The sequence below is a fragment of the Glutamicibacter sp. AGC84 genome (genome assembly GCF_053543575.1).
The window spans coordinates 30697-51540 of sequence record NZ_JBLVOC010000007.1; the positions used below are offsets into that span (position 1 = coordinate 30697).

Annotated in this window: 19 protein-coding genes and 1 tRNA gene; 14 read left to right on the forward strand and 6 right to left on the reverse strand. The window is 63.6% G+C overall.

Annotation, left to right across the window (positions count from 1 at the left end):
- Positions 1-138: 138 nt before the first annotated feature.
- Positions 139-223 (reverse strand) — tRNA-Leu (locus ACNPN0_RS05465).
- Positions 224-412: 189 nt separating this feature from the next.
- Here ACNPN0_RS05465 and ACNPN0_RS05470 point away from each other — a divergent pair.
- From ACNPN0_RS05470 to ACNPN0_RS05485, 4 genes are all read left to right on the forward strand, one after another.
- Positions 413-1030 (forward strand): ANTAR domain-containing response regulator, encoded by a 618-nt coding sequence (locus ACNPN0_RS05470; protein WP_105656703.1) that lies wholly within the window; start codon positions 413-415, stop codon positions 1028-1030.
- 290 nt (positions 1031-1320) lie between these two features.
- Positions 1321-2553, forward strand: a complete 1233-nt coding sequence (locus tag ACNPN0_RS05475; RefSeq protein WP_332486740.1) for an inorganic phosphate transporter — start codon at positions 1321-1323, stop codon at positions 2551-2553.
- The gene (locus ACNPN0_RS05480; protein ID WP_332498572.1) at positions 2550-2798 is read left to right on the forward strand and encodes a hypothetical protein; all 249 of its coding nucleotides are present in this window, start codon (positions 2550-2552) and stop codon (positions 2796-2798) included. The genes ACNPN0_RS05475 and ACNPN0_RS05480 overlap by 4 nt, the downstream gene beginning before the upstream one ends.
- A 94-nt stretch (positions 2799-2892) precedes the next feature.
- On the forward strand, positions 2893-3438 hold the full coding sequence (locus tag ACNPN0_RS05485; RefSeq protein WP_105656700.1) for a dihydrofolate reductase family protein: 546 nt from the start codon (positions 2893-2895) through the stop codon (positions 3436-3438).
- Positions 3439-3520: 82 nt separating this feature from the next.
- Here the strand turns inward: ACNPN0_RS05485 and ACNPN0_RS05490 are convergent, their stop codons facing one another.
- Positions 3521-4006 carry a hotdog fold thioesterase gene (locus ACNPN0_RS05490; RefSeq protein ID WP_448938850.1) on the reverse strand — a complete coding sequence of 162 codons (486 nt, stop codon included), beginning with the start codon at positions 4004-4006 and terminating at the stop codon, positions 3521-3523.
- A gap of 85 nt (positions 4007-4091) precedes the next feature.
- Here ACNPN0_RS05490 and polA point away from each other — a divergent pair, with 85 nt between their 5' ends.
- Positions 4092-6704 carry a DNA polymerase I gene (gene polA, locus ACNPN0_RS05495; RefSeq protein ID WP_448938495.1) on the forward strand — a complete coding sequence of 871 codons (2613 nt, stop codon included), beginning with the start codon at positions 4092-4094 and terminating at the stop codon, positions 6702-6704.
- A gap of 93 nt (positions 6705-6797) precedes the next feature.
- On the opposite strand, the gene ACNPN0_RS05500 is transcribed toward polA, so the two are convergent.
- Entirely contained in the window at positions 6798-7007 is a 210-nt protein-coding gene (locus ACNPN0_RS05500; protein WP_332486743.1) for a hypothetical protein, read from the reverse strand.
- Here ACNPN0_RS05500 and ACNPN0_RS05505 point away from each other — a divergent pair.
- The 4 genes from ACNPN0_RS05505 (at position 7006) to ACNPN0_RS05520 (ending at position 12323) form a co-directional block, all read left to right on the forward strand.
- Positions 7006-7689, forward strand: coding sequence for a polysaccharide deacetylase family protein (locus ACNPN0_RS05505; protein ID WP_332486745.1), 684 nt, complete (start codon positions 7006-7008; stop codon positions 7687-7689). The genes ACNPN0_RS05500 and ACNPN0_RS05505 overlap by 2 nt on opposite strands.
- Before the next feature lie 69 nt (positions 7690-7758).
- Positions 7759-9072: a GNAT family N-acetyltransferase gene (locus ACNPN0_RS05510; protein ID WP_448938426.1), complete on the forward strand. Its 1314-nt coding sequence runs from the start codon at positions 7759-7761 to the stop codon at positions 9070-9072.
- A 218-nt stretch (positions 9073-9290) separates the two neighbouring features.
- The gene (gene rpsA, locus ACNPN0_RS05515) at positions 9291-10766 is read left to right on the forward strand and encodes a 30S ribosomal protein S1 (RefSeq protein ID WP_013349277.1); all 1476 of its coding nucleotides are present in this window, start codon (positions 9291-9293) and stop codon (positions 10764-10766) included.
- Between the two features lie 246 nt (positions 10767-11012).
- The gene (locus tag ACNPN0_RS05520) at positions 11013-12323 is read left to right on the forward strand and encodes a hypothetical protein (RefSeq protein WP_448938427.1); all 1311 of its coding nucleotides are present in this window, start codon (positions 11013-11015) and stop codon (positions 12321-12323) included.
- A 28-nt stretch (positions 12324-12351) separates the two neighbouring features.
- Here the strand turns inward: ACNPN0_RS05520 and ACNPN0_RS05525 are convergent, their stop codons facing one another.
- From ACNPN0_RS05525 to ACNPN0_RS05535, 3 genes are all read right to left on the reverse strand, one after another.
- Positions 12352-14028: an HNH endonuclease signature motif containing protein gene (locus ACNPN0_RS05525; protein WP_448938428.1), complete on the reverse strand. Its 1677-nt coding sequence runs from the start codon at positions 14026-14028 to the stop codon at positions 12352-12354.
- Positions 14029-14090: 62 nt separating this feature from the next.
- On the reverse strand, positions 14091-15275 hold the full coding sequence (locus tag ACNPN0_RS05530) for a class I SAM-dependent methyltransferase (RefSeq protein WP_332486755.1): 1185 nt from the start codon (positions 15273-15275) through the stop codon (positions 14091-14093).
- Positions 15272-15946: an IMPACT family protein gene (locus tag ACNPN0_RS05535; protein ID WP_448938429.1), complete on the reverse strand. Its 675-nt coding sequence runs from the start codon at positions 15944-15946 to the stop codon at positions 15272-15274. The genes ACNPN0_RS05530 and ACNPN0_RS05535 overlap by 4 nt, the downstream gene beginning before the upstream one ends.
- 25 nt (positions 15947-15971) lie before the next feature.
- On the opposite strand from ACNPN0_RS05535, the gene coaE reads away from it, so the two are divergent.
- From coaE to ACNPN0_RS05560, 5 genes are all read left to right on the forward strand, one after another.
- The gene (gene coaE, locus ACNPN0_RS05540; protein ID WP_434691012.1) at positions 15972-16568 is read left to right on the forward strand and encodes a dephospho-CoA kinase; all 597 of its coding nucleotides are present in this window, start codon (positions 15972-15974) and stop codon (positions 16566-16568) included.
- 2 nt (positions 16569-16570) lie between these two features.
- On the forward strand, positions 16571-16819 hold the full coding sequence (locus tag ACNPN0_RS05545) for a hypothetical protein (protein ID WP_448938430.1): 249 nt from the start codon (positions 16571-16573) through the stop codon (positions 16817-16819).
- Positions 16820-16891: 72 nt separating this feature from the next.
- A complete protein-coding gene (uvrB, locus tag ACNPN0_RS05550; RefSeq protein WP_133834225.1) occupies positions 16892-18979 on the forward strand; it encodes an excinuclease ABC subunit UvrB in 2088 nt (695 codons plus the stop codon).
- A 245-nt stretch (positions 18980-19224) separates the two neighbouring features.
- On the forward strand, positions 19225-20265 hold the full coding sequence (locus tag ACNPN0_RS05555) for a TerC family protein (RefSeq protein WP_105656689.1): 1041 nt from the start codon (positions 19225-19227) through the stop codon (positions 20263-20265).
- 100 nt (positions 20266-20365) lie between these two features.
- Positions 20366-20818, forward strand: a complete 453-nt coding sequence (locus ACNPN0_RS05560) for a MarR family winged helix-turn-helix transcriptional regulator (protein ID WP_105656688.1) — start codon at positions 20366-20368, stop codon at positions 20816-20818.
- The last annotated feature ends 26 nt before the right edge of the window (positions 20819-20844 follow it).

A 20844-nucleotide genomic window follows, 5' to 3' on the forward strand; every position in this document is an offset into this window, starting at 1 on the left:
CCAGAATTCTGGAGCAGGGCGGATTTTTTGCCTTGGCACCCGCGAAGCGCGATTGTGAACTCGAGCACGTGCCCTGTGGTTGCGCGCGCAAAAAAAGACCGTTGAACCGGAAAATTTCCGATCCAACGGCCTTCATGCTGGTGCCCAAGGTGGGACTCGAACCCACACATCTTTCGATACCGCATTTTGAGTGCGGCGCGTCTACCGATTCCGCCACTTGGGCTGGCACTTTGACTACTTTACTAGAGGTTTTCCAGATTTCCTAATCAGGAACCTCGCGTCTTCGCCTCAACAAGAGTACATGCCAGTAGGCTTAGATGTGAAACCGAGGCAACGTGGCTTCGCTGAACTGAAACCATCTAGATACTGCCCATTCAGCGGGCAGGATTTCTGACCATGGAGGAAGGCGCCAATGAGCGAACTACCTGAAATCACCCGCATCCCATCCGAGGTGCAATCCACTCCGCGTCGAGTGGTCGTTGCCGAGGATGAAACCCTGATCCGCTTGGATATCGTCGAAATTCTCCGTTCCGAAGGGTACGACGTCGTCGCCGAAGCCGACAACGGCCAGACCGCCCTGGAGAAGGCGCGCGAATTGAAGCCCGATCTGGTGCTCATGGACGTGAAGATGCCGGTCATGGATGGCATCACCGCCGCCGAAGCCATCGTCAAGGAACGCATCGCCCCGGTCGTCTTGCTGACCGCCTTCAGCCAGAAGGAACTGGTGGAGCGTGCCCGCGAAGCCGGCGCCATGGCCTACGTGGTCAAGCCGTTCACCCCGGCAGACCTCACTCCGGCCATCGAAATCGCGATTTCCCGCAATGACGAGCTGCGCGCGCTGGAGGAAGAAGTCAGCAACCTGGCCGAGCAGTTCGAAACCCGCAAGCTGGTTGATCGCGCCAAGTCGCTGCTCATCACCAAGATGGGCTTGACCGAGCCGGAAGCGTTCCGCTGGATCCAGAAGACCTCCATGGATCGCCGCCTGAGCATGCGCCAGGTTGCCGAGACGGTCGTCGACCAGGTCAAGTAGGGACCGCCAAGCACTGGATTGTGCGCCAAGCCACTTATGGTTTGGCGCACATTTTTTATGCCTGCGATGCGCCGATACCGCGCTTGGAGGCTAGTTAACCCTCTGGTAACCAGTTGTTCATCCGAGTTTTCCCCGGATGGGGTTGAAGTTCCGGATTGACGTACTGCGCCGTACGCCTAAGATGGAAATTGCGCTTAGAACGAAGTCCTGCACGCCAATGCCTTTCGCAGGATCCTATTTCTGGCCCGTTCTCTTTTTCCTTGCCGTTCGACCCCTCAGGCTGGTATTCAATGGATTTGACGCTTATCGTCGTCCTGGTCATTGCCTTGGCGTTGTTTTTCGACTTCACCAATGGTTTCCATGACACGGCCAATGCGATGGCCACCCCAATCGCAACCGGAGCAATTTCCCCTAAGAAGGCAGTTGCCCTCGCCGCAATTCTGAACCTGGTTGGCGCATTCCTCTCCACCGAGGTAGCGAAGACCATTTCAGGCGGTATCATCAACGAAGACCCGACCTCGGGCGTGGCTATTGGGCCGGCGATGATTTTCGCCGGCCTGATGGGCGCCGTGATCTGGAACCTGTTCACCTGGTTGCTGGGACTGCCTTCGAGCTCCTCCCACGCATTGTTCGGCGGCCTGGTAGGCGCCGCGATCGTCGGTGCAGGCTTCGCCTCGGTGAACTACAGCGTGCTGCTCTCCAAGGTGCTGCTTCCGGCCCTGTGCGCGCCGGTGATCGCCGGCATCTCCGCGTACCTGTGCACCAAGCTGGCCTACGCAATCACCAAGCGCGAGAATGGCGCGGCGCCCAAGCGCGGCGGCTTCCGCTACGGGCAGATCTTCTCCTCCTCGCTGGTCGCGCTGTCCCACGGCACTAACGATGCGCAGAAGACCATGGGCATCATCACCTTGACCCTGGTGGCTTCTGGCCTGCAGGATTCCGACTCCGGCGTGCAGTTCTGGGTTGTTGCCACCTGTGCCTTCGCCATCGCGCTGGGTACCTACACCGGCGGCTGGCGCATCATCGCCACCATGGGTTCGGGCCTGACCGACGTGAAGCCCGCGCAGGGCTTCGCAGCCGAGATGTCCACCGCTTCGGCGATCCTGACCTCCTCGCACCTGGGCTTCGCGCTGTCCACCACCCAGGTAGCTTCCGGCTCCGTGATCGGTTCGGGCATGGGCCGCAAGGGCGGCGAAGTCCGCTGGGGCACCGCAGGACGCATCGCGTTGGGCTGGCTGTTCACCCTGCCAGCAGCCGCGGCCGTTGGCGGCGTGGCCGCAGCGATTACCCACCTGGGCACCATCGGCATCGTGATCGTCGCGATCGCCGGCACCGGCGCCATGCTGACCATCTGGTTCCTCTCGCGCAAGCAGCCGCATGACCACGAGTCGAACATTTCCGACATCGACAACTCGGGTGCAGCGGTGAACATCCTGACCAAGAAGGAACGCCGCGCCAAGGCCAAGGCGGAAGCCAAGCTGGCCAAGGTTGCCGCAGCGCAGAAGGAAGCCGATAATTCATGATTGACTGGACAGCCTTTCTCATCGTCGCCGCCATCACCTGGTTTTCCGCGATGGCGATCGTGGCGGCCTACTCCTTCGGCGTCCGCCTGCTGGCAGTTGCCAAGGACGAGGGCCGCAGCCAGAGCCTGAGCAATGCCGGAGCCTACGCCTGCTTCGCGATTTGCGGCCTGATCGTCCTCTTCGGCGTGGTGCTGATCGTGCCGCAGCTGAGCGAAGCGATCCTGGGCTTCTCCTCGAGCCACTAGGAACTGCTCGCGGCTGCGGGCGGATCCGACACGATTTTCGGGTCCCTCGACAACTTGATATTGCCTTCGATGGAGGCACCCCTAGACTGGAGCCATGACTAGCTTCAAGTACTACGTGGGTGCCTCCATCGATGGTTTTATCGCCGATCGCAGCGGAAGCGTCCAATGGTTCATCCCCTATGCCACGCAGCCGGGAGTGAAAAAGCATTTCGACGAGTTCTTCGGGAGCGTCGGCGCCGTAGTGATCGGTGGCAAGACCTACGAGAACATCGTCCGCGATGCTGCCGAGGGAACCGTGCCGTGGGTGTTCGGCGAGAAGCCGGTGTGGGTTTTCACACACCATGAACTGCCGACACTGCCCGGAGCGGACCTGACCTTCATCCGCGGCGAGGTGGGCTTCTGGAGCCGGGACATCGCCCAGAGCGCAGGGGCCGGGGACGTGTGGGTGGTTGGCGGTGCCGACCTGGCTGGAGCGTTCGTCGAAGCCGATGCGCTCGATGAGCTGCTCCTGGTCACCGTTCCGGAGGTGCTGGGCGACGGGGCCAATATCTTTGGCCGCGGGATCAGCACGCAGCTCTCGGCCCTGGGGATCACCGAGCTCGGCGCAGATATCTTCCTCTCGCGCTACGCGATCGGCTAAGCGGCCAAGGGAATCTGCCGGCCAGGGCAGCGTTCCGGAAAGCCGGATCAGCCGGGCATGGCGGGAGCGGCGCCTGCGGGGATCAGTTTTCGACCGGCAGCAGCATGTTGGTGATACGAGCGGTCGCGACACGCTGGCCCTGCTCATTGCTGATCACGATCTCATGGCAGGTGCTGCTGCGGCCCAGATGCACCGGCGTGCATACCCCGGTGACCAGCCCGGTGCGCCCGGCCTTGTGGTGGGTGATGTTCAAATCCACGCCGACCGGGTTGGCCCGGCCGGCACCGTGCAGCGCAGCGGCCATCGAACCGAGGGTTTCGGCAAGTGCCGCCGAAGCGCCGCCATGCAGGATGCCGTAGACCTGGGTGTTGCCCGCCCCCGGCATGGTGGCGGCAACGCGCTGGGGTTCGAACCCGGTGAAGATGATTTCCAGTTTCTCCACGAGTTCGCCCACGCCATTGTGCAGCAGGTAGGGCCACATGGATTCGGGAATACCGTGGCGGGCCAGCTGCGCGGCAAACGGATGTGCCGAAGATTGCGTGGTTCGAGAAGTGAAATTGTCGCTCATGGCAACTAGGCTTTCAGGTGTGAGCGAAACTACCAAACCGACTGCCTCGTCGGACAAGAGACTGCTGATTATTGACGGACACTCCATGGCCTTCCGCGCGTTCTATGCGCTGCCTGCAGAGAACTTCGCAACAAGCACCGGCCAGCACACCAATGCCGTGCACGGATTCGTATCGATGCTGCTGACGATGATCCGCCAGCAAAAGCCCACCCACGTTGCGGTGGCCTTCGACTTGGACACCCCGACTTTCCGCTCGCTGGAGTACACCGAGTACAAGGGCGGACGCAATAAGACGCCCGAAGAGTTCTACGGGCAGATCGATCTGATCCAGGAAGTCATGAAGGCGATGAACATCCCTTCGATCACCCTGGAGAGCTTCGAGGCCGATGACATCCTGGCCACGCTGGCCACCCAGGGCGAAGAAGCCGGTTTCAACGTGCTGGTGGTGTCCGGCGACCGCGACGCCTTCCAGCTGATCACCGACAAGACCTTGGTGCTGTACCCGAAGAAGGGCATCAGCGATATCCCGCCGATGGATGCCGCAGCGGTGGAAGCCAAGTACTTCGTGCGTCCCGAGCGCTACTCGGATTTGGCGGCTCTGGTCGGCGAAACCGCGGATAACTTGCCCGGTGTGCCAGGCGTGGGGCCGAAGACCGCCGCCAAATGGATCAACCTCTACGGGGACCTGGCCGGCATCCTGGAGAATGTGGAGAACATCAAGGGCAAGGTCGGCGAGTCGCTGCGCGAGCACGTGGACAACGTGACCCGCAACCGCCGGTTGAACCAGCTCAAGCACGACCTGGAACTCCCGGTCACGCTCGATCAGATGGAACTCGAAGCCCCGAACCGCGAAGAGATCGAGAACCTGTTCGACGCGCTGGAATTCAACACCCTGCGCAAGCGCCTGTTCGACCTGTTTGCAGCCCAGGAAGAGGAAGCGGCACCCGAAGTTGCCGAATTCTCCCGGGTGCTCGGCGCCGATGCCGACGCACTGGACGGATTCATCGGGGCCGGGAAGGGCGCGCCGATCGCAATCCAGCCTGCTGCGGTTGACGGCGAAGCCGTGGGTCTGGCCCTTTTCCGCGGGTCGGAAGCCCTCTGGCTGGAACTGGCCGAACTCGATGAAGCCACCGAAGGCGTGCTTGCGCAGTTCCTGGCCGATGAGAACGCGCCGAAGCTCTTCCACGATGCCAAGGCCGCCATGCACCTGCTCATCGAGCGCGGGCTGCGGATCGCCGGCGTCAAGGACGACACCTTGATCAGCGCCTACCTGATCCAGCCCGATCGCCGCAGCCACGACCTGGTGGACGTGGTGCAGTACCACCTGAAGTACGCCGTGCCGGTGCATCAGGCCAAGAAGGGCGAACTGGATCTGGGGCTCACTTCGGATCTTGCCGAGCCAACGTTGGCCCAGGCGCAGGCCATCCACGACCTCTCCGCCTACCTGGCTACCAAGCTGGCCGAGAAGCACGCGGACAAACTGGCTGCCGAGATGGAGCTGCCGCTGATTCCGGTACTCTTCGAGATGGAACGCGCCGGCGTGGCAGTGGACGTGGATCGCCTGAACGAACTGCGTGCCCACTTCACCGAGCAGGTGGACCAGGCCACCAACGACGCGTTCGCCGCGATCGGCCACGAAGTCAACCTCTCCAGCCCGAAGCAGCTGCAGGTGGTGTTGTTCGAAGAGCTGGATCTGCCGCGCACCAAGAAGATCAAGACCGGTTTCACCACCGATGCCGAGTCGCTGCAGGATCTGCTGGTCAAGACCGGGCACCCGTTCCTGGTCGCGCTGATGGCCTACCGCGACGCGATCAAGCTGCGCCAGACCGTGGACGGCCTGCTCAAGGCCACCCACGATGATGGCCGGATCCACACCACCTATGCGCAGACCGTGGCCGCGACCGGGCGCCTCTCCAGCCTGAACCCGAACCTGCAGAACATCCCGGTGCGTTCGGAAGAGGGCCGGCGCATCCGCGACGTCTTCATGGTCGGGGCCGGCTACCAGAGCCTGCTGACAGTGGACTACTCGCAGATCGAAATGCGCATCATGGCGCACCTGTCCGAAGACGAGGGGCTGATCGAGGCCTACCAGAACGGCGAGGACCTGCACCGCTATGTTGGTTCGCGCGTGTTCAACGTCGAGCCGGACGAGGTCACCTCGGAGATGCGCTCGAAGGTCAAGGCGATGAGCTACGGCCTGGCCTATGGGCTGAGCAGCTTCGGGCTGTCCAAGCAGCTGAAGATCGGCGTGGACGAGGCCCGCAAGCTGATGAAGGACTACTTCGACCGCTTCGGTGCCGTGCGCACCTACCTGCGTTCGGTCGTCGACCAGGCCCGCAAGGATGGCTACACCGAAACCATTTTCGGACGCCGCCGCTACCTGCCGGAGCTGAACAGCTCGGATCGCCGGCTGCGCGACATCGCCGAGCGTGCCGCGTTGAACGCCCCGATCCAGGGTTCGGCCGCCGACCTGGTGAAGGTGGCCATGCTGCGCATCGACGAGGGACTGCGCGCTGGGCAGTACAAGTCCCGGATGCTGCTGCAGGTCCATGACGAACTCATCCTGGAGATCGCCGAGGAGGAGCTGGAAGCAGTGCAGGAGCTGGTAACCCGCGAAATGGGACAGGCCGCAGATCTGCTGGTGCCGCTGGATGTCCAGCCGGGCATCGGCCGGACCTGGCACGACGCCGCGCACTAGGGGCAGCAATCGAAAGGGGCAGGGGCACCGCGGGTGTTCCTGCCCCTTTCGGCAGGATCGAATGGGCTTGGGGAAAGAGACGAACTTGGAGCACTACTCGCGCCGTTGGGCGCTGAAAACCGGAAGCCTGGGGCTGGGGGCGCTGGCCGCCGCGCTGGTCTCCGGTTGCAGTACCGGCGGACCGGCGGAACGAGCCGGGTCCGCGTCGGCCTCGGCAACGGCGAGTCCTTCGCCCACCGCCACTGCTTCACCCCGGCCTACCGCCAGCCTCCAGACGGTGTATCCGAGCCGGAGCCAGGTCATGGAAAAGTTCAAGAATGTTCCTGCAGGGCAGTTCGGGCTGGAAGTCCCGGGCATCGAGCTGGGCCTGCCCAAGGGCAATGCCGCCGCGGCGTTGACCTTCGATGCCTGCGGGGGACCCCGGGGCTCGGGGGTGGATGGGGCCCTGCTGGACGCCTTGCGTGCCAAGCAGGTGCCCGCGACCCTCTTCGTGAACGAACGCTGGGCACGCGCCAACGCGCCGCTGATGGCCGAGCTGGCCAGCGACGAGCTGTTCGAGATCGCCAACCACGGAACCAGCCACGCCCCGCTGGCCACTTCCGGGCAGGCAGCCTACGGCATCGGGGGCACGGAGTCGATCGGCCAGGCCTACGACGAGGTGATGGGCAACCAGCGGTATCTTGCCGACCAATTCGGCATCACCGCGAAATTCTTCCGCTCCGGCACCGCCCATATGGACGAAGCCGGCGCGGCAATGTGCCGGGACCTGGGCGTGGTGCCGATGAACTTCACCGTCAACCTGGACGCCGGGGCGACCTTTGGCGCGCAAGCCGTGGCCGCCCAGGTCCGCCAGCTGGCCGCCGGGGACGTCGGCATCGGGCACTTCAACCAGCCCGCCTCGGGTACTGCCAAGGGCGTGGCGCTCGGGCTGGGGCAGGTGCTGGATTCCGGCCTGCGGTTCACCACGCTCTCCGCTGCCTGGTGAATGCACCCCTTGCGCCGGCCGGACAGGCGCATAGACTGTGATCAGCCGATTTCCTCGCCAAGGAGCACGATGAGACCAGAGACCCCGCCGCAGCTGGAAACCCGGACCTGCCAGGCTGCGATCCGCAGTCCGGAACTCGACGAATCGATCAAGCTGTTCCATCAGGCCACCGGGATCGGCTTCTACGAGCAGCTGCCCGAAGAGCCCAATTGGACGCACTACCTGGACCTGACTTATGCGCAGAAAATGCGCTTCTCCCTGGTGTTCGATCAGCAGGCCGAACCGCACTCGCGCCATGCAACCTACCCGGTGCACACCTATGGAGCATTCCCCGGGCTGCTCAATGCCGGCGGCGAGGCGCCGGTGGCAACGCATAAGATCTCCGCGGTCACCGTCGCGCCGAGCTATCGGCGCCGCGGCATCCTGTCCAGGCAAATCACCGCCGACCTGGCCTATGCCCAGCAGGCGGGTTTCCCTATTGCGGCTTTGACCGCGTCGGAAGCGACGATCTACGGGCGGTACGGCTTCGAGCCAGCTACCTACCAAAGCCGATTCACGCTCAAGTGCGCCCACGGGGTGAAGCTGCGCGTGCAGGTTCCCGGCCGGGTGGTGGATGCCGATCCGCAGCATTTCGGGCCCGGCTATGCCGCGCTGGCCGTGCGCGCGCTCGAGCAGACCTTCGGCTCCGTGGACAGCACCGAGTTCGACAATGGCTTTGCCCTGGGCCGCTGGGACACCTGGGAGACCCTGGAAAAGCCGAAGAACCTGCGTTTTGCCGCCTACTACGATGACGCTGGCCAGCTCGGCGGATTCGCCACCTACAAGTTCGGCGGCTGGGATGAGCCCAAGGCGAAGCTGGTGGTGCATAAGCTGGTGGCCACCAGCGACGCCGCGCGCATCAAGCTCTTCGAGTACCTGGGCAACCATGATCTGGTCGAAGAAGTGCATGGCCAAGGCCCGGTGGCCGATCCACTGCGCCAGGTGCTGGAGAACGTGCGGGACTACCACGTGCGTTCCATTGACGATGTGCTGTGGCTGCGCGTGCTCGATGTTGTTGCCGCCTTCCAAGCGCGCGGCTACCAGCGCGATGCCCGGCTGCTATTGAGCGTGAGCGACCGGCTGGAGCTGATCTCCGGAACCTACCTCTTCGAGGTGTCCGATTCCCGCGCCACGGTGAGCCGGATCGAGGACGGGCAGGCCGACCCCGGGCTGCCGCGCGTGGCGCTTTCGGAGCGGGAGCTGGCTGGACTGTACCTGGGCACCGTGCAGCTGGACCAATTGCTGGATTCGGGACGCGCCGAACTGGTCGGCGGGGGAGCTGCGGGGGACTGGGTTCACTTGTTCAGCGTGGCTCGCGAGGGTTTCACGCCGCACGGTTTCTAGTGGGACGGGTCGCATTATCCGGTTGATATGACGAAGTTCACAAAATGCTGGCGAGGATGTTAGCGGGTTACGCTTTGACCCGCGGTGTGCTAGGCGCGTAGACTTGAACAGCGTGCCATGGCTTCGTCATGTCCGCATTCATGTTCTACCCCCTTCGAAATTCCGGGACTTCCGGGGTTTCGACTGATCAAATCTATCCACATCGGAGTCCCTACTACATGACCATCACCTCGAACGAGAACAACAGCGCACCAGTCGTCGCAATCAACGACATTGGATCTGCTGAGGACTTCTTGGCCGCAGTCGACGCCACCATCAAGTACTTCAACGATGGTGACCTCGTCGAAGGCACCGTCGTCAAGGTTGACCACGACGAAGTTCTGCTCGACATCGGTTACAAGACCGAAGGTGTCATCCCTTCCCGCGAGCTTTCCATCAAGCACGACGTTGACCCAGGTGAAGTTGTCACCGTTGGCGACAGCGTCGAAGCCTTGGTCCTGACCAAGGAAGACAAGGAAGGCCGCCTGATCCTGTCCAAGAAGCGTGCGCAGTACGAGCGCGCTTGGGGCGACATCGAAAAGATCAAGGAAGAGGACGGCGTCGTTACCGGTACCGTCATCGAGGTTGTCAAGGGTGGCCTCATCCTGGACATCGGCCTGCGTGGCTTCCTGCCAGCATCGCTCGTCGAGATGCGCCGTGTGCGCGACCTGGCTCCATACATCGGCCAGGAAATCGAAGCCAAGATCATCGAGCTGGACAAGAACCGCAACAACGTTGTGCTTTCCCGCCGTGCATGGCTCGAGCAGACCCAGTCCGAGGTTCGTTCGACCTTCCTCAACAAGCTGGAAAAGGGCCAGGTTCGTCCGGGCGTTGTTTCCTCCATCGTCAACTTCGGTGCATTCGTGGACCTGGGCGGCGTAGACGGCCTGGTACACGTTTCCGAGCTGTCCTGGAAGCACATCGACCACCCATCCGAGGTTGTCGAGGTTGGCCAGGAAGTAACCGTAGAGGTTCTGGAAGTCGATCTGGACCGCGAGCGCGTTTCCCTGTCGCTGAAGGCTACCCAGGAAGATCCTTGGCAGACCTTCGCCCGCACCCACGCACTGGGTCAGGTTGTACCGGGCAAGGTTACCAAGCTGGTTCCATTCGGTGCGTTCGTACGCGTCGAAGACGGCATCGAAGGCCTGGTTCACATCTCCGAGCTTGCAGTTCGCCACGTTGAACTGGCTGAGCAGGTTGTCTCCGTTGGCGACGAACTGTTCGTCAAGGTCATCGACATCGACCTGGAGCGCCGCCGCATCTCGCTGTCGCTCAAGCAGGCTAACGAAGGTGTTGACCCAGAGGGCACCGAGTTCGACCCAGCACTCTACGGCATGGCTGCAGAGTACGACGAGGCCGGCAACTACAAGTACCCAGAGGGCTTCGACCCAGAGTCGAACGAATGGCTCGAGGGCTTCGACACCCAGCGCGCTGCATGGGAAGCACAGTACGCTGCTGCCCAGGAGCGTTGGGAAGCACACAAGAAGCAGGTTGTTGCCGCTATCGCTGCCGACGCAGAAGCAGAGCCTGCTGCTGCCGGTGGTTCCGAGCCAGCTCCAGCTTCGTACTCCTCGGAGGCACCAGCCACCGATGCAGGCACCCTGGCTTCGGACGAAGCACTGGCTGCACTGCGCGAGAAGCTGACCGGCAACTAATTCCGGCTTCTGCCTCGTGCAGAGATCGTGATTAGCTCTAGCTGATTCACGAAGGTCCAACCCTGCAAGGGTTGGACCTTCGTTGTTTAACTGGTTTTTTGCTTGCCGGCATGGCTGGCACGTCATTATTTCTGCTGACATCCGCCGGACAGGAATAGCTCCGAAGGAGCACTGCTCTTAATACTTGCTGAGGTTAGACTAAAAGTGCACCGATCAGGTGGACTCACTAACGGCAGGTAGTAGCACATGGCAACGACAGGAAATTCGCCGGCAGACTATGCGGCAGGCGCAACTGCCGGACAGCAGATCCCGGTGCGCCAGGTCAGCCGCGAGGAGTGGGAAACTGTACCGCGCACTATTCCCAATTTCTGGGTTGCCGTAGCGACCTGGCTTCCGCTGGTTGCACTGGTGGTCTTCGTCCGTTCGGATCTTCTGCATTCCCCGTACCTGGACAAGGGCTTCATGGACATCCTCTCCTTCTCCATGGTCGCTACCGTCCTGGCCATGATCTTTGGCGGCGGACGGCAATCACCCTGGATGGGCTTGGGCGTAGCCGCCGGAATCTATTTCCTGCTGGCTCCGGCCGGGGACCTGCAAAGGATCCTGATGCTGGCGCTGGGCTATTTCCTGCTGCTCGCACTGTCCGTAGGTCTCATGGACGCACGGTTCCGACGCCTGCTGAGAACCTGGAAGCGTGAAGCCTCAGGAGGCATCGCCTTGGCGCCGGGGCAAAAGAGCGATTTTGGAATCACCAAGCAAATGTCGCCCATGGTATGGAAGCTTGCGGTAGGAGCACTGATCTACCCGCTGCTCCGGCTGGGCTGGGAACTGGTCAGCACGGAAGTTCATTCGCTGCATGACTTGGATGAAGGCTACCGTCTTGACGTGTACGCCGCGGCCGTCCTGCTGGGCATCAGCCTGCTGCTGAGCATGCTGCGCTGGATGCGCTTGAAATCGATGGGACTTTTCGCACTCGAAGTTCCAGCGGACCACCGAATTGGTCCAACGTCATTGCGGGCCTATGGCAACGCGATCCTCATCGAAACGGAAGAAACCGGGGCCTGCCTGTGCCGCAACGACGACAAGAACGGGTCCAAGCAGAAATTTGAGGATCCGCGATTCATTTTCTGCTCAGAGATGTGCCCGGTGCACGGGGTGCATGCGGTCAACCAGCGCTCTGCCGAAGAGTTCCTGGGCATCGCGTCCCAGCCCTGGGTCTATGGGGAGAACCTGAATGGGAAACTGCTAGAGGCAACCGGCCAGCGCTTGGTCATTGCAGGGCTCGGCGGCTGGGGCTCACGCCCGGTCGCGGTGCGCGCTTCATGGCTCTACGGCGGAGGGAAGCAGGCCAGCGCCTACTACGTCCCGGCATCGGCACGCGAGCCTCTGGCCAGAACCAAGCGCCGCCTGGCGGTCCAGACCCCTGCCGGTGATTCGGTTACGGCTGATACTTTCGAGAATAATGAGCGGGGCGAGATCGACCGGATCGACCTTCGTCCATTGGGGATCAACGCCCAAGCCGTCCGCGTGCACGGTGGACGCCCTTTCTTGATCTAGCCGGATGGCGCCGGCGCATTGCCGCGAACTAGGCGGCCTTGGCCATGTGGTAGCTGTTGCGCACCGGGGTCTGGGTGGGATCGACGAAGCTGGGCAGGATGACCTTGGGTACGCCATCGTCGGCAATGACCTTGATCAACCCGGCATGAACGTCATGATGATGCGTGTCGCAGAGCATCGTGCTCCAGTAGACCGCAGTGACACCGCCCTCGGACCAGAACCAGATGTGGTGGATGTTGCAGCGTTCGGGATCCATGGTGCACCCGGGAACTATGCAGCCGCGATCGCGCACCGCAACACCCAGGCGCATGTAGTTCGGATGCTTGCGCTGGCTGCGCCCGATATCAAGCAGCTCGCCCCTGCCGCCGAGCACCATCGGGATGATGCGTGCCCTGGACAGGGTCTGGCGCAGGTCAGTTGCATCGAGCTTGAAACCGTGCTGGGTGATGCCATGGGTTCTCGCGCGGCCTTCCAACTCGTCCAAGGTCAGCATGACCACGACCTGCGGGGTGATGGTGGGGACATCCACGGTGCCTGCATCATTCCCATCGGCGCCCTTGGGGGTCCCGCCATTGCGCGCGGCATCCAGCAGCTCCTGGAGCCGCTTCGTGTTGATCTCCAGCAGATTCATCAGGCCGTTGAGGCGGCGTGCCGCGGGAGAAAGCGGTGGGGAAACAGGATCTTCGCTGGCGGCAGCTTCCTCATCGGTCAAGAAATCCGGATGGCCTCCGGCGTCGGCCTGGTAGGAAGTGCCAGGGGCAGCATCCTGCTCTGTACGTTGTCCCGGAGACTGGGCAAAAGCCTCCCGTGCGGCTTGGCCGGAACCGGAGCGGGGATTGTCGCTTTGCGAAATGCCCGATTCGAAGAGTTCTGCGCGCGTAGGGCGCAGGGCGAGGTCGTAGTGGACCAGGCCGCCGCGTTCGCCCCGCCGGTACAGGCCTTCCTGGGCTTCGGGCCGCTTCTTGCCCAAGCGTTCCTTCTGGGATTTCAGGAAGCTGTTGACCAATTGCCTGCGGGTGCCGGGGTCGGGCTCGTCCAATTGCTGGTTGACGATGGATTCAAGCAGCTCGCCATCTTCGGTGAGCGCCGAGGCGGTGGCCGGTGCGGCGTATTCGTCGCGTTGGGGTTCCAGAGCGCCCAGGCGCCGGGCCGCGCTGAGCACTTCGGCTGGCGGCTGGCGCAGATCGGCGAAGCGCCGCGCCAGCAGCGGGAACTGTGCCTGGTGCCGCTGATGCTGGTAGTCGTATTGCGCAAAGACGTGGCTGGCGGACTGGATGCGGCGCTTGGCCTCGAAATGGTCGGTGCGCAGCCAGGATGCCAGCAGTGCCGCAGGGCCGGTGAAGCTGGGCCGCATTCCGGTGCGCTGGGCAGGGACGGAGAAATCGGTGGTGCCCTGGCGGGCCGCGGCGAGTTCAACCTGGGCCAGGGTGTGCGCCGCGGTGTCATCGACCAGGTGGGCTGCGTAGATCTGGGTGCGAAGGGCCTGGTGGGCCGAAGCTTCAGCCGCGGTGGCCAGGGCCAAGGCGTAGCGCGGATCGTGCAGGTAGTGGGGTTCGGGGCCGGTGGCTGGATCGGGGCAGAGCAGGGTCTGGTGCAGGACGGGGATGAACGCGGCGACGGCCAGGGCGTCGTCCACCGCGAGGGCCGGCGCGTCCTTGATCGCTTGGGCAAGCCCGGCTAGCGCCTGGCTGACAGTTCTGTTCATGGCCCCAGCATGCGCCAGGCGGTGCGCGGCGTGCCGGCCGGCAATACGGCCTGTGGAAAAGCCTAGTGCGCGCGGGTGGATGCAGTCACGGTGAAGGTCCTGTCGCGGGCCAGCTGTTCGGTGGGGCCAACGCGGCGGGCCAATTCGCTGCGGTAGCGCAGGTGCGAGTTGAACACGCACAGCAGGGTGCCTCCGGGAGCGAGCACGCGGGCGGCGTCGTCGATCAGCTTGAACGCGATGTCGGCGGTGACGGTGTTGCCGATGTGGAAGGGCGGGTTCAGCGTGACCAGGGTGGCGCTGGCGTCGGGCAGGCGGCCCAGGGCGTCATCCTGCACGGCGGTGAGGCGACCGTCCAGGTTGTTGCGTTGAGCGGCGGCCAGGGTGGAGGCGACCGCGGAGGCCGAATGGTCCGAGGCGTCCACGCGCAGCTGCGGGTTTTCCAGTGCTGCGCAGATGCCGATCGCGCCGTTGCCGCAGGCCAGATCGACCAGCGTGGCGTGCCCGGAGAGGTCCGGAAGGTTTTCCAGCAGCAGCCGGGTGCCCGGATCCAGCCGGGCGGCACCGAAGGTCCCGGCACCGGCATGCAGCGTGAAGCTGGTGCCGCGCACCTGGTGGGTGGCAGTGGCCGGGAAGCTGCTGGCGGGCTGTTCGGCGCGCGGGGTGCTGGCGGTGAGCACCCGGGATTTCTGCCGGGCCAGCGAGACGTCGACGCGGGTGAAATGCTCCGCGAGCACCTCGTTCATGGAACGGCTCATGTGCTTGATGCGGCCCCCGGCGAAAAGCTTCGCGCCGGGATCGGCGACGGCTGCTGCCGCGGCGGCCTGTTCGCCCAGCACGTCCAGTCCGCGAGGCAGGGCCAGCAGGATCGAACTGGCGCCCTGGGCAACCTGTTCCAGGGTGCAGAATTCGAGGTGTCCGGCCCGCTCGGGCATGAGCCGGGCGAGGTTGGCCTCGATGGCCCGGCGCGCGGTGAGCGAATCGGTGTGCACGCGCACGCTCGTGCTGCCTAGTGCCAGTGCGCCCAGGGCCAGCGCGCCGTAGTGGTCGCCGATGACCGCGATGGCATCCGGCCAGCGGTCCGAGGGTCCGGCCGCGGCGGCGCAGGTGTCCAGGATGAGCCGGTCGCAGGCGTCGGCGGCGTAGAGGTTGGCGGCTTCGACATCGGGCCAGCGGCGCAGGGCGGGCAGCAGGGCCTGGAGGCTGCTGGCGGCAGCGGGCGTGCCTTCGGGATTGGCGGCGGAGTTCAAATCAGATCAACCCATTGCGTGTTGGCGGCGGCCAGTTCCCCGGCGCCGGAGGTGAGTGCGGCGATGCCGGTGCGCAGCTGCGCGGCGGCTTCGGGCGTGTCCGGGATGCCGATCTGCACGATTGCGGCATCGGCCTGCCAGAGGGTCGGTTCGACCTGGTAGCCGGCGGCGCGCAGCTCGTTCTCGTAGCGGGCCGCGTCGGCGTGGGCGGCGGCGAAGGTGAAGATCCGCATGCGCTGGCGCAGGTGCAGCTGCGCATTGTACAGCCCGGAAGATACCGCCTCGGAATATGCGCGGACCAGTCCGCCGGCGCCAAGCTTGATCCCGCCGAAGTAGCGGACCACCACGGCCAGCACATCCGAGAGCACGCTGCCGTCGGCGATTTCGCGCTTGGCCAGGGCATCGAGCATCGGGATGCCGGCGGTGCCCGAGGGCTCGCCGTCGTCGTTGGAGCGCTGGGCCATGCGATCGGGGCCCAGGATGAACGCGCTGCAGTGGTGGCGGGCATCGAAGTGGGTCTTGCGCAGGGCCGCGATCTGCGCGCGGGCGGCGGCCTCGGTTTCGACCCGGTAGAGGTAGGTGATGAATCGCGAACGCTTGATTTCCAGCTCGTGCACGCAATCGCTGGTCAAGGTCGTGTACCGTGTCGCGGCCGAGTCGTTGGTGTTCATCCCTCTTAGTTTATAGGGTGGGAACATGATGCATGTGGGACTGACCGGGGGAGTGGCCTCCGGAAAATCTGCGGTCGCGGCCAAATTGGCCGCCCTGGGAGCCGTAGTCATCGATGCCGACGCGTTGGCGCGCCAGGTGGTCGAACCCGGCACGCCCGGGCTGGCTGCGATCAAGGACACGTTTGGCGAAGCCGTTTTGCTGGCCGACGGGTCGCTGAACCGTCCCGCACTGGGCGCGATAGTTTTCGCCGACGAGGCGGCGCGGGCCAAGCTCAACGCGATCGTGCACCCGCTGGTGCGGGAGCAAGCGGCGAAGCTGCGCCAAGGCGCGCCAGCCGGCTCGCTGGTGGTCGAGGACATCCCGCTGCTGGTCGAGACCGGCCAGCTGGACAGCTTCGACGCGGTGGTCGTCGTGGCCGCCCCGCACGCCGAACGCATCCGCCGCATGGTCCAGGACCGCGGCTGGACCCGGGAAGATGCCGAGGCCCGGATGGCCGCGCAGGCCACGGATGACCAGCGGGCGGCCGTAGCCGACTACCTGCTGGATAATTGCGGTACCTTGGAAGAACTGGAGGCGCAGGTTTCTGCCCTCTACCGCCAATTGGCGCCAGCACAGGAGTAGGAATGTACAAGATCTGCAAGTGGAGCACCCTGATCGCTTTCGCCGTCGCCTTGGTGCTGTGGCTCGGATTTGGCGGCCGCGCCGAATTCGTTGCCAGCGAATCCGGGCCGTATTCGCCGGTGGTCTACATTTCCGGCTTCCTGTCCCTGCTGGGGCTGATTGCCGCCACCATCATGACCGTGGGATTCTTCGGCAGCAGCATCCAGCGCACCGTCAAGCGCAATGCGATCCGCTACGGGATGCGCAAGTAGCACCCCGGATTTAAGCTGAAAGCTGGCTAGGGCGCGACCCCAACGGTCGGGGCAAGTGGATATGCTGGAAGCATGAGTCTTGCACAGCCGATCAAGCGCGTGGTCGCCCCCTTCGAAGTCATCAGCGAGTACCAGCCTGCCGGCGACCAGCCGCAGGCCATCAAGCAGCTGACCGAGCGGATCAACGCCGGAGAGAAGGACATCGTGCTGCTCGGTGCCACCGGTACCGGCAAGTCCGCGACCACCGCCTGGCTGGTGGAGCAGGTGCAGCGCCCCACCCTGGTGCTGGTGCAGAACAAGACCCTGGCCGCCCAGCTGGCCAACGAGTTCCGCGAGCTGATGCCCAATAACGCGGTGGAGTACTTCGTCTCCTACTACGACTACTACCAGCCCGAGGCCTACGTCCCGCAGACCGATACCTTCATCGAGAAGGACTCCTCGATCAACGAGGAAGTCGAGCGCCTGCGCCACTCGGCCACCAACTCCCTGCTCACCCGCCGCGACACCATTGTGGTCGCCACCGTTTCGTGCATCTACGGCCTGGGCACTCCCGAGGAATACGTGGCCGGGATGGTCACCGTGCGCACCGGCGAGGAACTGAACCGCGACGCGATGCTGCGCCAGTTCGTGGCCATGCAGTACACCCGCAACGACATGGACTTCCACCGCGGCACCTTCCGCGTGCGCGGGGACACGGTGGAGATCATCCCGATGTACGAAGAGCAGGCCGTGCGCATCGAGTTCTTCGGCGACGAGGTGGAAGCGATCCACACCCTGCACCCGGTCACCGGCGAGGTGATCCGCGAGGAGACCGAGATGTACATCTTCCCGGCCAGCCACTATGTGGCCGGTGCCGAGCGGATGCACAAGGCGATCAAGCGGATCGAGGACGAGCTGGCGGTGCGCCTGAAGGAGCTGGAATCGCAGAACAAGCTCGTCGAGGCCCAGCGGCTGCGCATGCGCACCACCTACGACCTGGAAATGATGGAGCAGATGGGTTTCTGCAACGGCATCGAGAACTACTCGCGCCATATCGACGGCCGCGATGCCGGCAGCGCCCCGCACTGCCTGATCGACTATTTCCCCGATGACTTCCTGCTGGTGATCGACGAGTCGCATGTCACCGTGCCGCAGATCGGCGCCATGTACGAGGGCGACATGTCCCGCAAGCGCACGCTGGTGGAACACGGCTTCCGCCTGCCAAGTGCCATGGACAACCGCCCGCTGAAATGGGATGAGTTCCTTGAGCGCATCGGGCAGACCGTGTACCTTTCGGCCACCCCGGGCAAGTACGAGCTGGGCAAGTCCGACGGGTTCGTGGAGCAGATCATCCGCCCCACCGGGCTGATCGACCCCGAGATCATCGTCAAGCCCACCAAGGGCCAGATCGATGACCTGCTCGATGAGATCCGCACCCGTGTGGATCGCGATGAGCGCGTGCTGGTTACCACGCTGACCAAGCGCATGGCCGAGGACCTGACCGACTACCTCACCGAGCACCAGGTGCGGGTGCAGTACCTGCACTCCGATGTGGACACGATCCGCCGCGTGGAGCTGCTGCGCGAGCTGCGCATGGGTTCCTTCGACGTGCTGGTGGGCATCAACCTGCTGCGCGAGGGCCTGGATTTGCCCGAGGTTTCGCTGGTCGCGATCCTGGATGCCGACAAGCAGGGCTTCTTGCGTTCGGCCACCAGCCTGATCCAGACCATCGGCCGTGCCGCGCGTAACGTCTCGGGCCAGGTGATCATGTATGCCGACAAGATCACCGATGCCATGGACCAGGCGATCGAGGAGACCAATCGCCGACGGGCAATCCAGGAAGCGCACAACAAGGAGCACGGGATCGACCCCACGCCGCTGCGCAAGAAGATCGCTGACATCACCGACCAGCTGGCGCGTGAGGATGCCGACACCCAGGAACTGCTGAACAACAACCGGTTGGCGAAGAATGCCAAGCGCACCAAGGCCTCGTCCACCGTGCGCAAGGACGGACTGGCCGCCGCCCCGGCCGAGGACCTGCTGGCCCAGATCGGGGAAATGACCGAGCAGATGCACGCCGCGGCCGCTGAGTTGCAGTTCGAACTGGCCGCCCGGATCCGCGATGAAGTTTCCGAGTTGAAGAAGGAATTGCGCCAGATGAAGGCCGCCGGGCACGCGTAACCCTGCTGCTGTCCGGCGCAGTATTGGGACTTGGGCCGAGCCTGTGCAGTTCCTGTGCGCTACACTTGATCACTGGACGTAGGGGAGTATCCCAATGCTGTGGACGTCAACACGCGAACCAATGATGTTTCGCCGGGCACAGCAGCCGATCACTGAGCCAGCTATCTAAGCGTTTCGAATTCTGGTGTGGCGGCGGAGAGACTTGCGGCGATTTTCCATACCCTCCAACGAAAGGTCGCTCGTCCGTGGGCACTAATGGGTTAACTATTCAATTCGAGATCATCGCGCTGATTGTTCTGTGCGCGGTGCTCATCGCAGACCTGCTGTACGTCACCAAGCGTCCGCACATTCCTTCCATGAAGGAAGCAGGCATTTTTGTCGGCATCTACATCTCCTTGGCATTGATCTTCGGTGCGGTGATCTGGACGCAGGCTGGACCGCAGCTCGGCCAGGAATTCTACGCCGGCTGGGTCACCGAATACGCGTTGTCGGTGGACAACCTGTTCGTCTTCATCATCATCATGGCGCGCTTCTCGGTACCGCGTAAGTACCAGCAGGAAGTGCTGATGTTCGGCATCATCATCGCGTTGGTCCTGCGCGCAATCTTCATTGTGCTCGGCGCCGCGATCATCGAGCAGTGGTCGTGGGTCTTCTACATCTTCGGCGCCTTCCTGCTGTGGACCGCATGGAACCAGCTCAAGGACGAGGATGAGGACGAGGAAAGCGGCCTGGTCAAGAAGCTGACCTCCAAGCTGCCGATTTCCAAGGACTTCGATGGAGCCAAGCTGCGCACCGTGGTCGACGGCAAGAAGCTGTTCACCCCGATGGTGCTGGTCTTCGTGACCATCGGCATGACCGACCTGCTGTTCGCCTTCGACTCGATCCCGGCCATCTTCGGCCTGACCAAGTCCGCGTTCATCGTGTTCACCGCGAACATCTTCGCGCTGATGGGCTTGCGCCAGCTGTACTTCCTGCTCGGTGGCCTGATGAACCGCCTGGTCTTCCTGAAGCACGCACTGAGCTTCATCCTCGCTTTCATCGGCGTGAAGCTGGTCTTCCACGCCCTGCACGAGAACAGCCTGCCGTTCATCAACGGCGGCGAGCCTCTGCATTACGCGTGGCTGGACATTTCCGTGGGTGTTTCGCTTCTGGTCATCCTGGGCGCGATCGTTATCGCAACCGTGCTGTCCCTGTGGAGCCCATGGGGCAAGCGCGCAGCTGCTTCGGCTGAAGCCGCGGAGCTCGCCGGCGCAGCGGAAGCTGCAGAGCAGGACGCCGCCAAGTAATCCGCACCATCGCCCGCCGGGATCAGTTGCTTCCAACTGGCCCCGGCGGGTTTTCCGTACCCGCATAGTGTGCCTATGCTGTTCTGCTAAGGTATTTTCCATGAGCGACCTATCGACAGAAGCCAGTGGCATTGCCACCGGCGTAGCACTAGCGTCGGGCACCATGTCCCGGCTGCTTGGACGCGCGGCCGGGCAAGGCCGATCGGTGACCGCTTGGCGGGTGCTTTCCACCCTGGACCGGTTGGGCCCCCAGCGCGTGGGCGACTTGGCCATCGAGCAGCGCGTGGCCCAGCCGACCATGACCGGTCTGGTCATCCGCATGGAAAACGACCAGTTGGTCCAGCGCCAACCGGACCCTGGAGACGGGCGCGCCAGCCTGGTGAGCCTGACCGGCGACGGCAAGGAGGCCATTGAAGCCTACCGGCAACGCGCGATTTCCTCGCTGGCCGGCGGCATCGATTCCTTCAGCGCCGAGGAACGGCGGATTCTGGCGCAGGCTGTGCCGCTGCTGCAGCGGTTGAATGACCAGGTTGCCGCGAAGCTGGACCATTAGCAGCAGAAGGCTTAACGCGCCGGGGG

Coding starts and splice junctions, on each gene's coding strand:
- ACNPN0_RS05470 (WP_105656703.1), top strand. CDS start 413: ATGAGCGAACTACCTGAAATCACCCGCATCCCATCCGAGGTGCAATCC.
- ACNPN0_RS05475 (WP_332486740.1), top strand. CDS start 1,321: ATGGATTTGACGCTTATCGTCGTCCTGGTCATTGCCTTGGCGTTGTTT.
- ACNPN0_RS05480 (WP_332498572.1), top strand. CDS start 2,550: ATGATTGACTGGACAGCCTTTCTCATCGTCGCCGCCATCACCTGGTTT.
- ACNPN0_RS05485 (WP_105656700.1), top strand. CDS start 2,893: ATGACTAGCTTCAAGTACTACGTGGGTGCCTCCATCGATGGTTTTATC.
- ACNPN0_RS05490 (WP_448938850.1), bottom strand. CDS start 4,006: ATGAGCGACAATTTCACTTCTCGAACCACGCAATCTTCGGCACATCCG.
- polA (WP_448938495.1), top strand. CDS start 4,092: ATGGCCTTCCGCGCGTTCTATGCGCTGCCTGCAGAGAACTTCGCAACA.
- ACNPN0_RS05505 (WP_332486745.1), top strand. CDS start 7,006: ATGGAAAAGTTCAAGAATGTTCCTGCAGGGCAGTTCGGGCTGGAAGTC.
- ACNPN0_RS05500 (WP_332486743.1), bottom strand. CDS start 7,007: ATGACCTGGCTCCGGCTCGGATACACCGTCTGGAGGCTGGCGGTAGGC.
- ACNPN0_RS05510 (WP_448938426.1), top strand. CDS start 7,759: ATGAGACCAGAGACCCCGCCGCAGCTGGAAACCCGGACCTGCCAGGCT.
- rpsA (WP_013349277.1), top strand. CDS start 9,291: ATGACCATCACCTCGAACGAGAACAACAGCGCACCAGTCGTCGCAATC.
- ACNPN0_RS05520 (WP_448938427.1), top strand. CDS start 11,013: ATGGCAACGACAGGAAATTCGCCGGCAGACTATGCGGCAGGCGCAACT.
- ACNPN0_RS05525 (WP_448938428.1), bottom strand. CDS start 14,028: ATGAACAGAACTGTCAGCCAGGCGCTAGCCGGGCTTGCCCAAGCGATC.
- ACNPN0_RS05535 (WP_448938429.1), bottom strand. CDS start 15,946: ATGAACACCAACGACTCGGCCGCGACACGGTACACGACCTTGACCAGC.
- coaE (WP_434691012.1), top strand. CDS start 15,972: ATGATGCATGTGGGACTGACCGGGGGAGTGGCCTCCGGAAAATCTGCG.
- ACNPN0_RS05545 (WP_448938430.1), top strand. CDS start 16,571: ATGTACAAGATCTGCAAGTGGAGCACCCTGATCGCTTTCGCCGTCGCC.
- uvrB (WP_133834225.1), top strand. CDS start 16,892: ATGAGTCTTGCACAGCCGATCAAGCGCGTGGTCGCCCCCTTCGAAGTC.
- ACNPN0_RS05560 (WP_105656688.1), top strand. CDS start 20,366: ATGAGCGACCTATCGACAGAAGCCAGTGGCATTGCCACCGGCGTAGCA.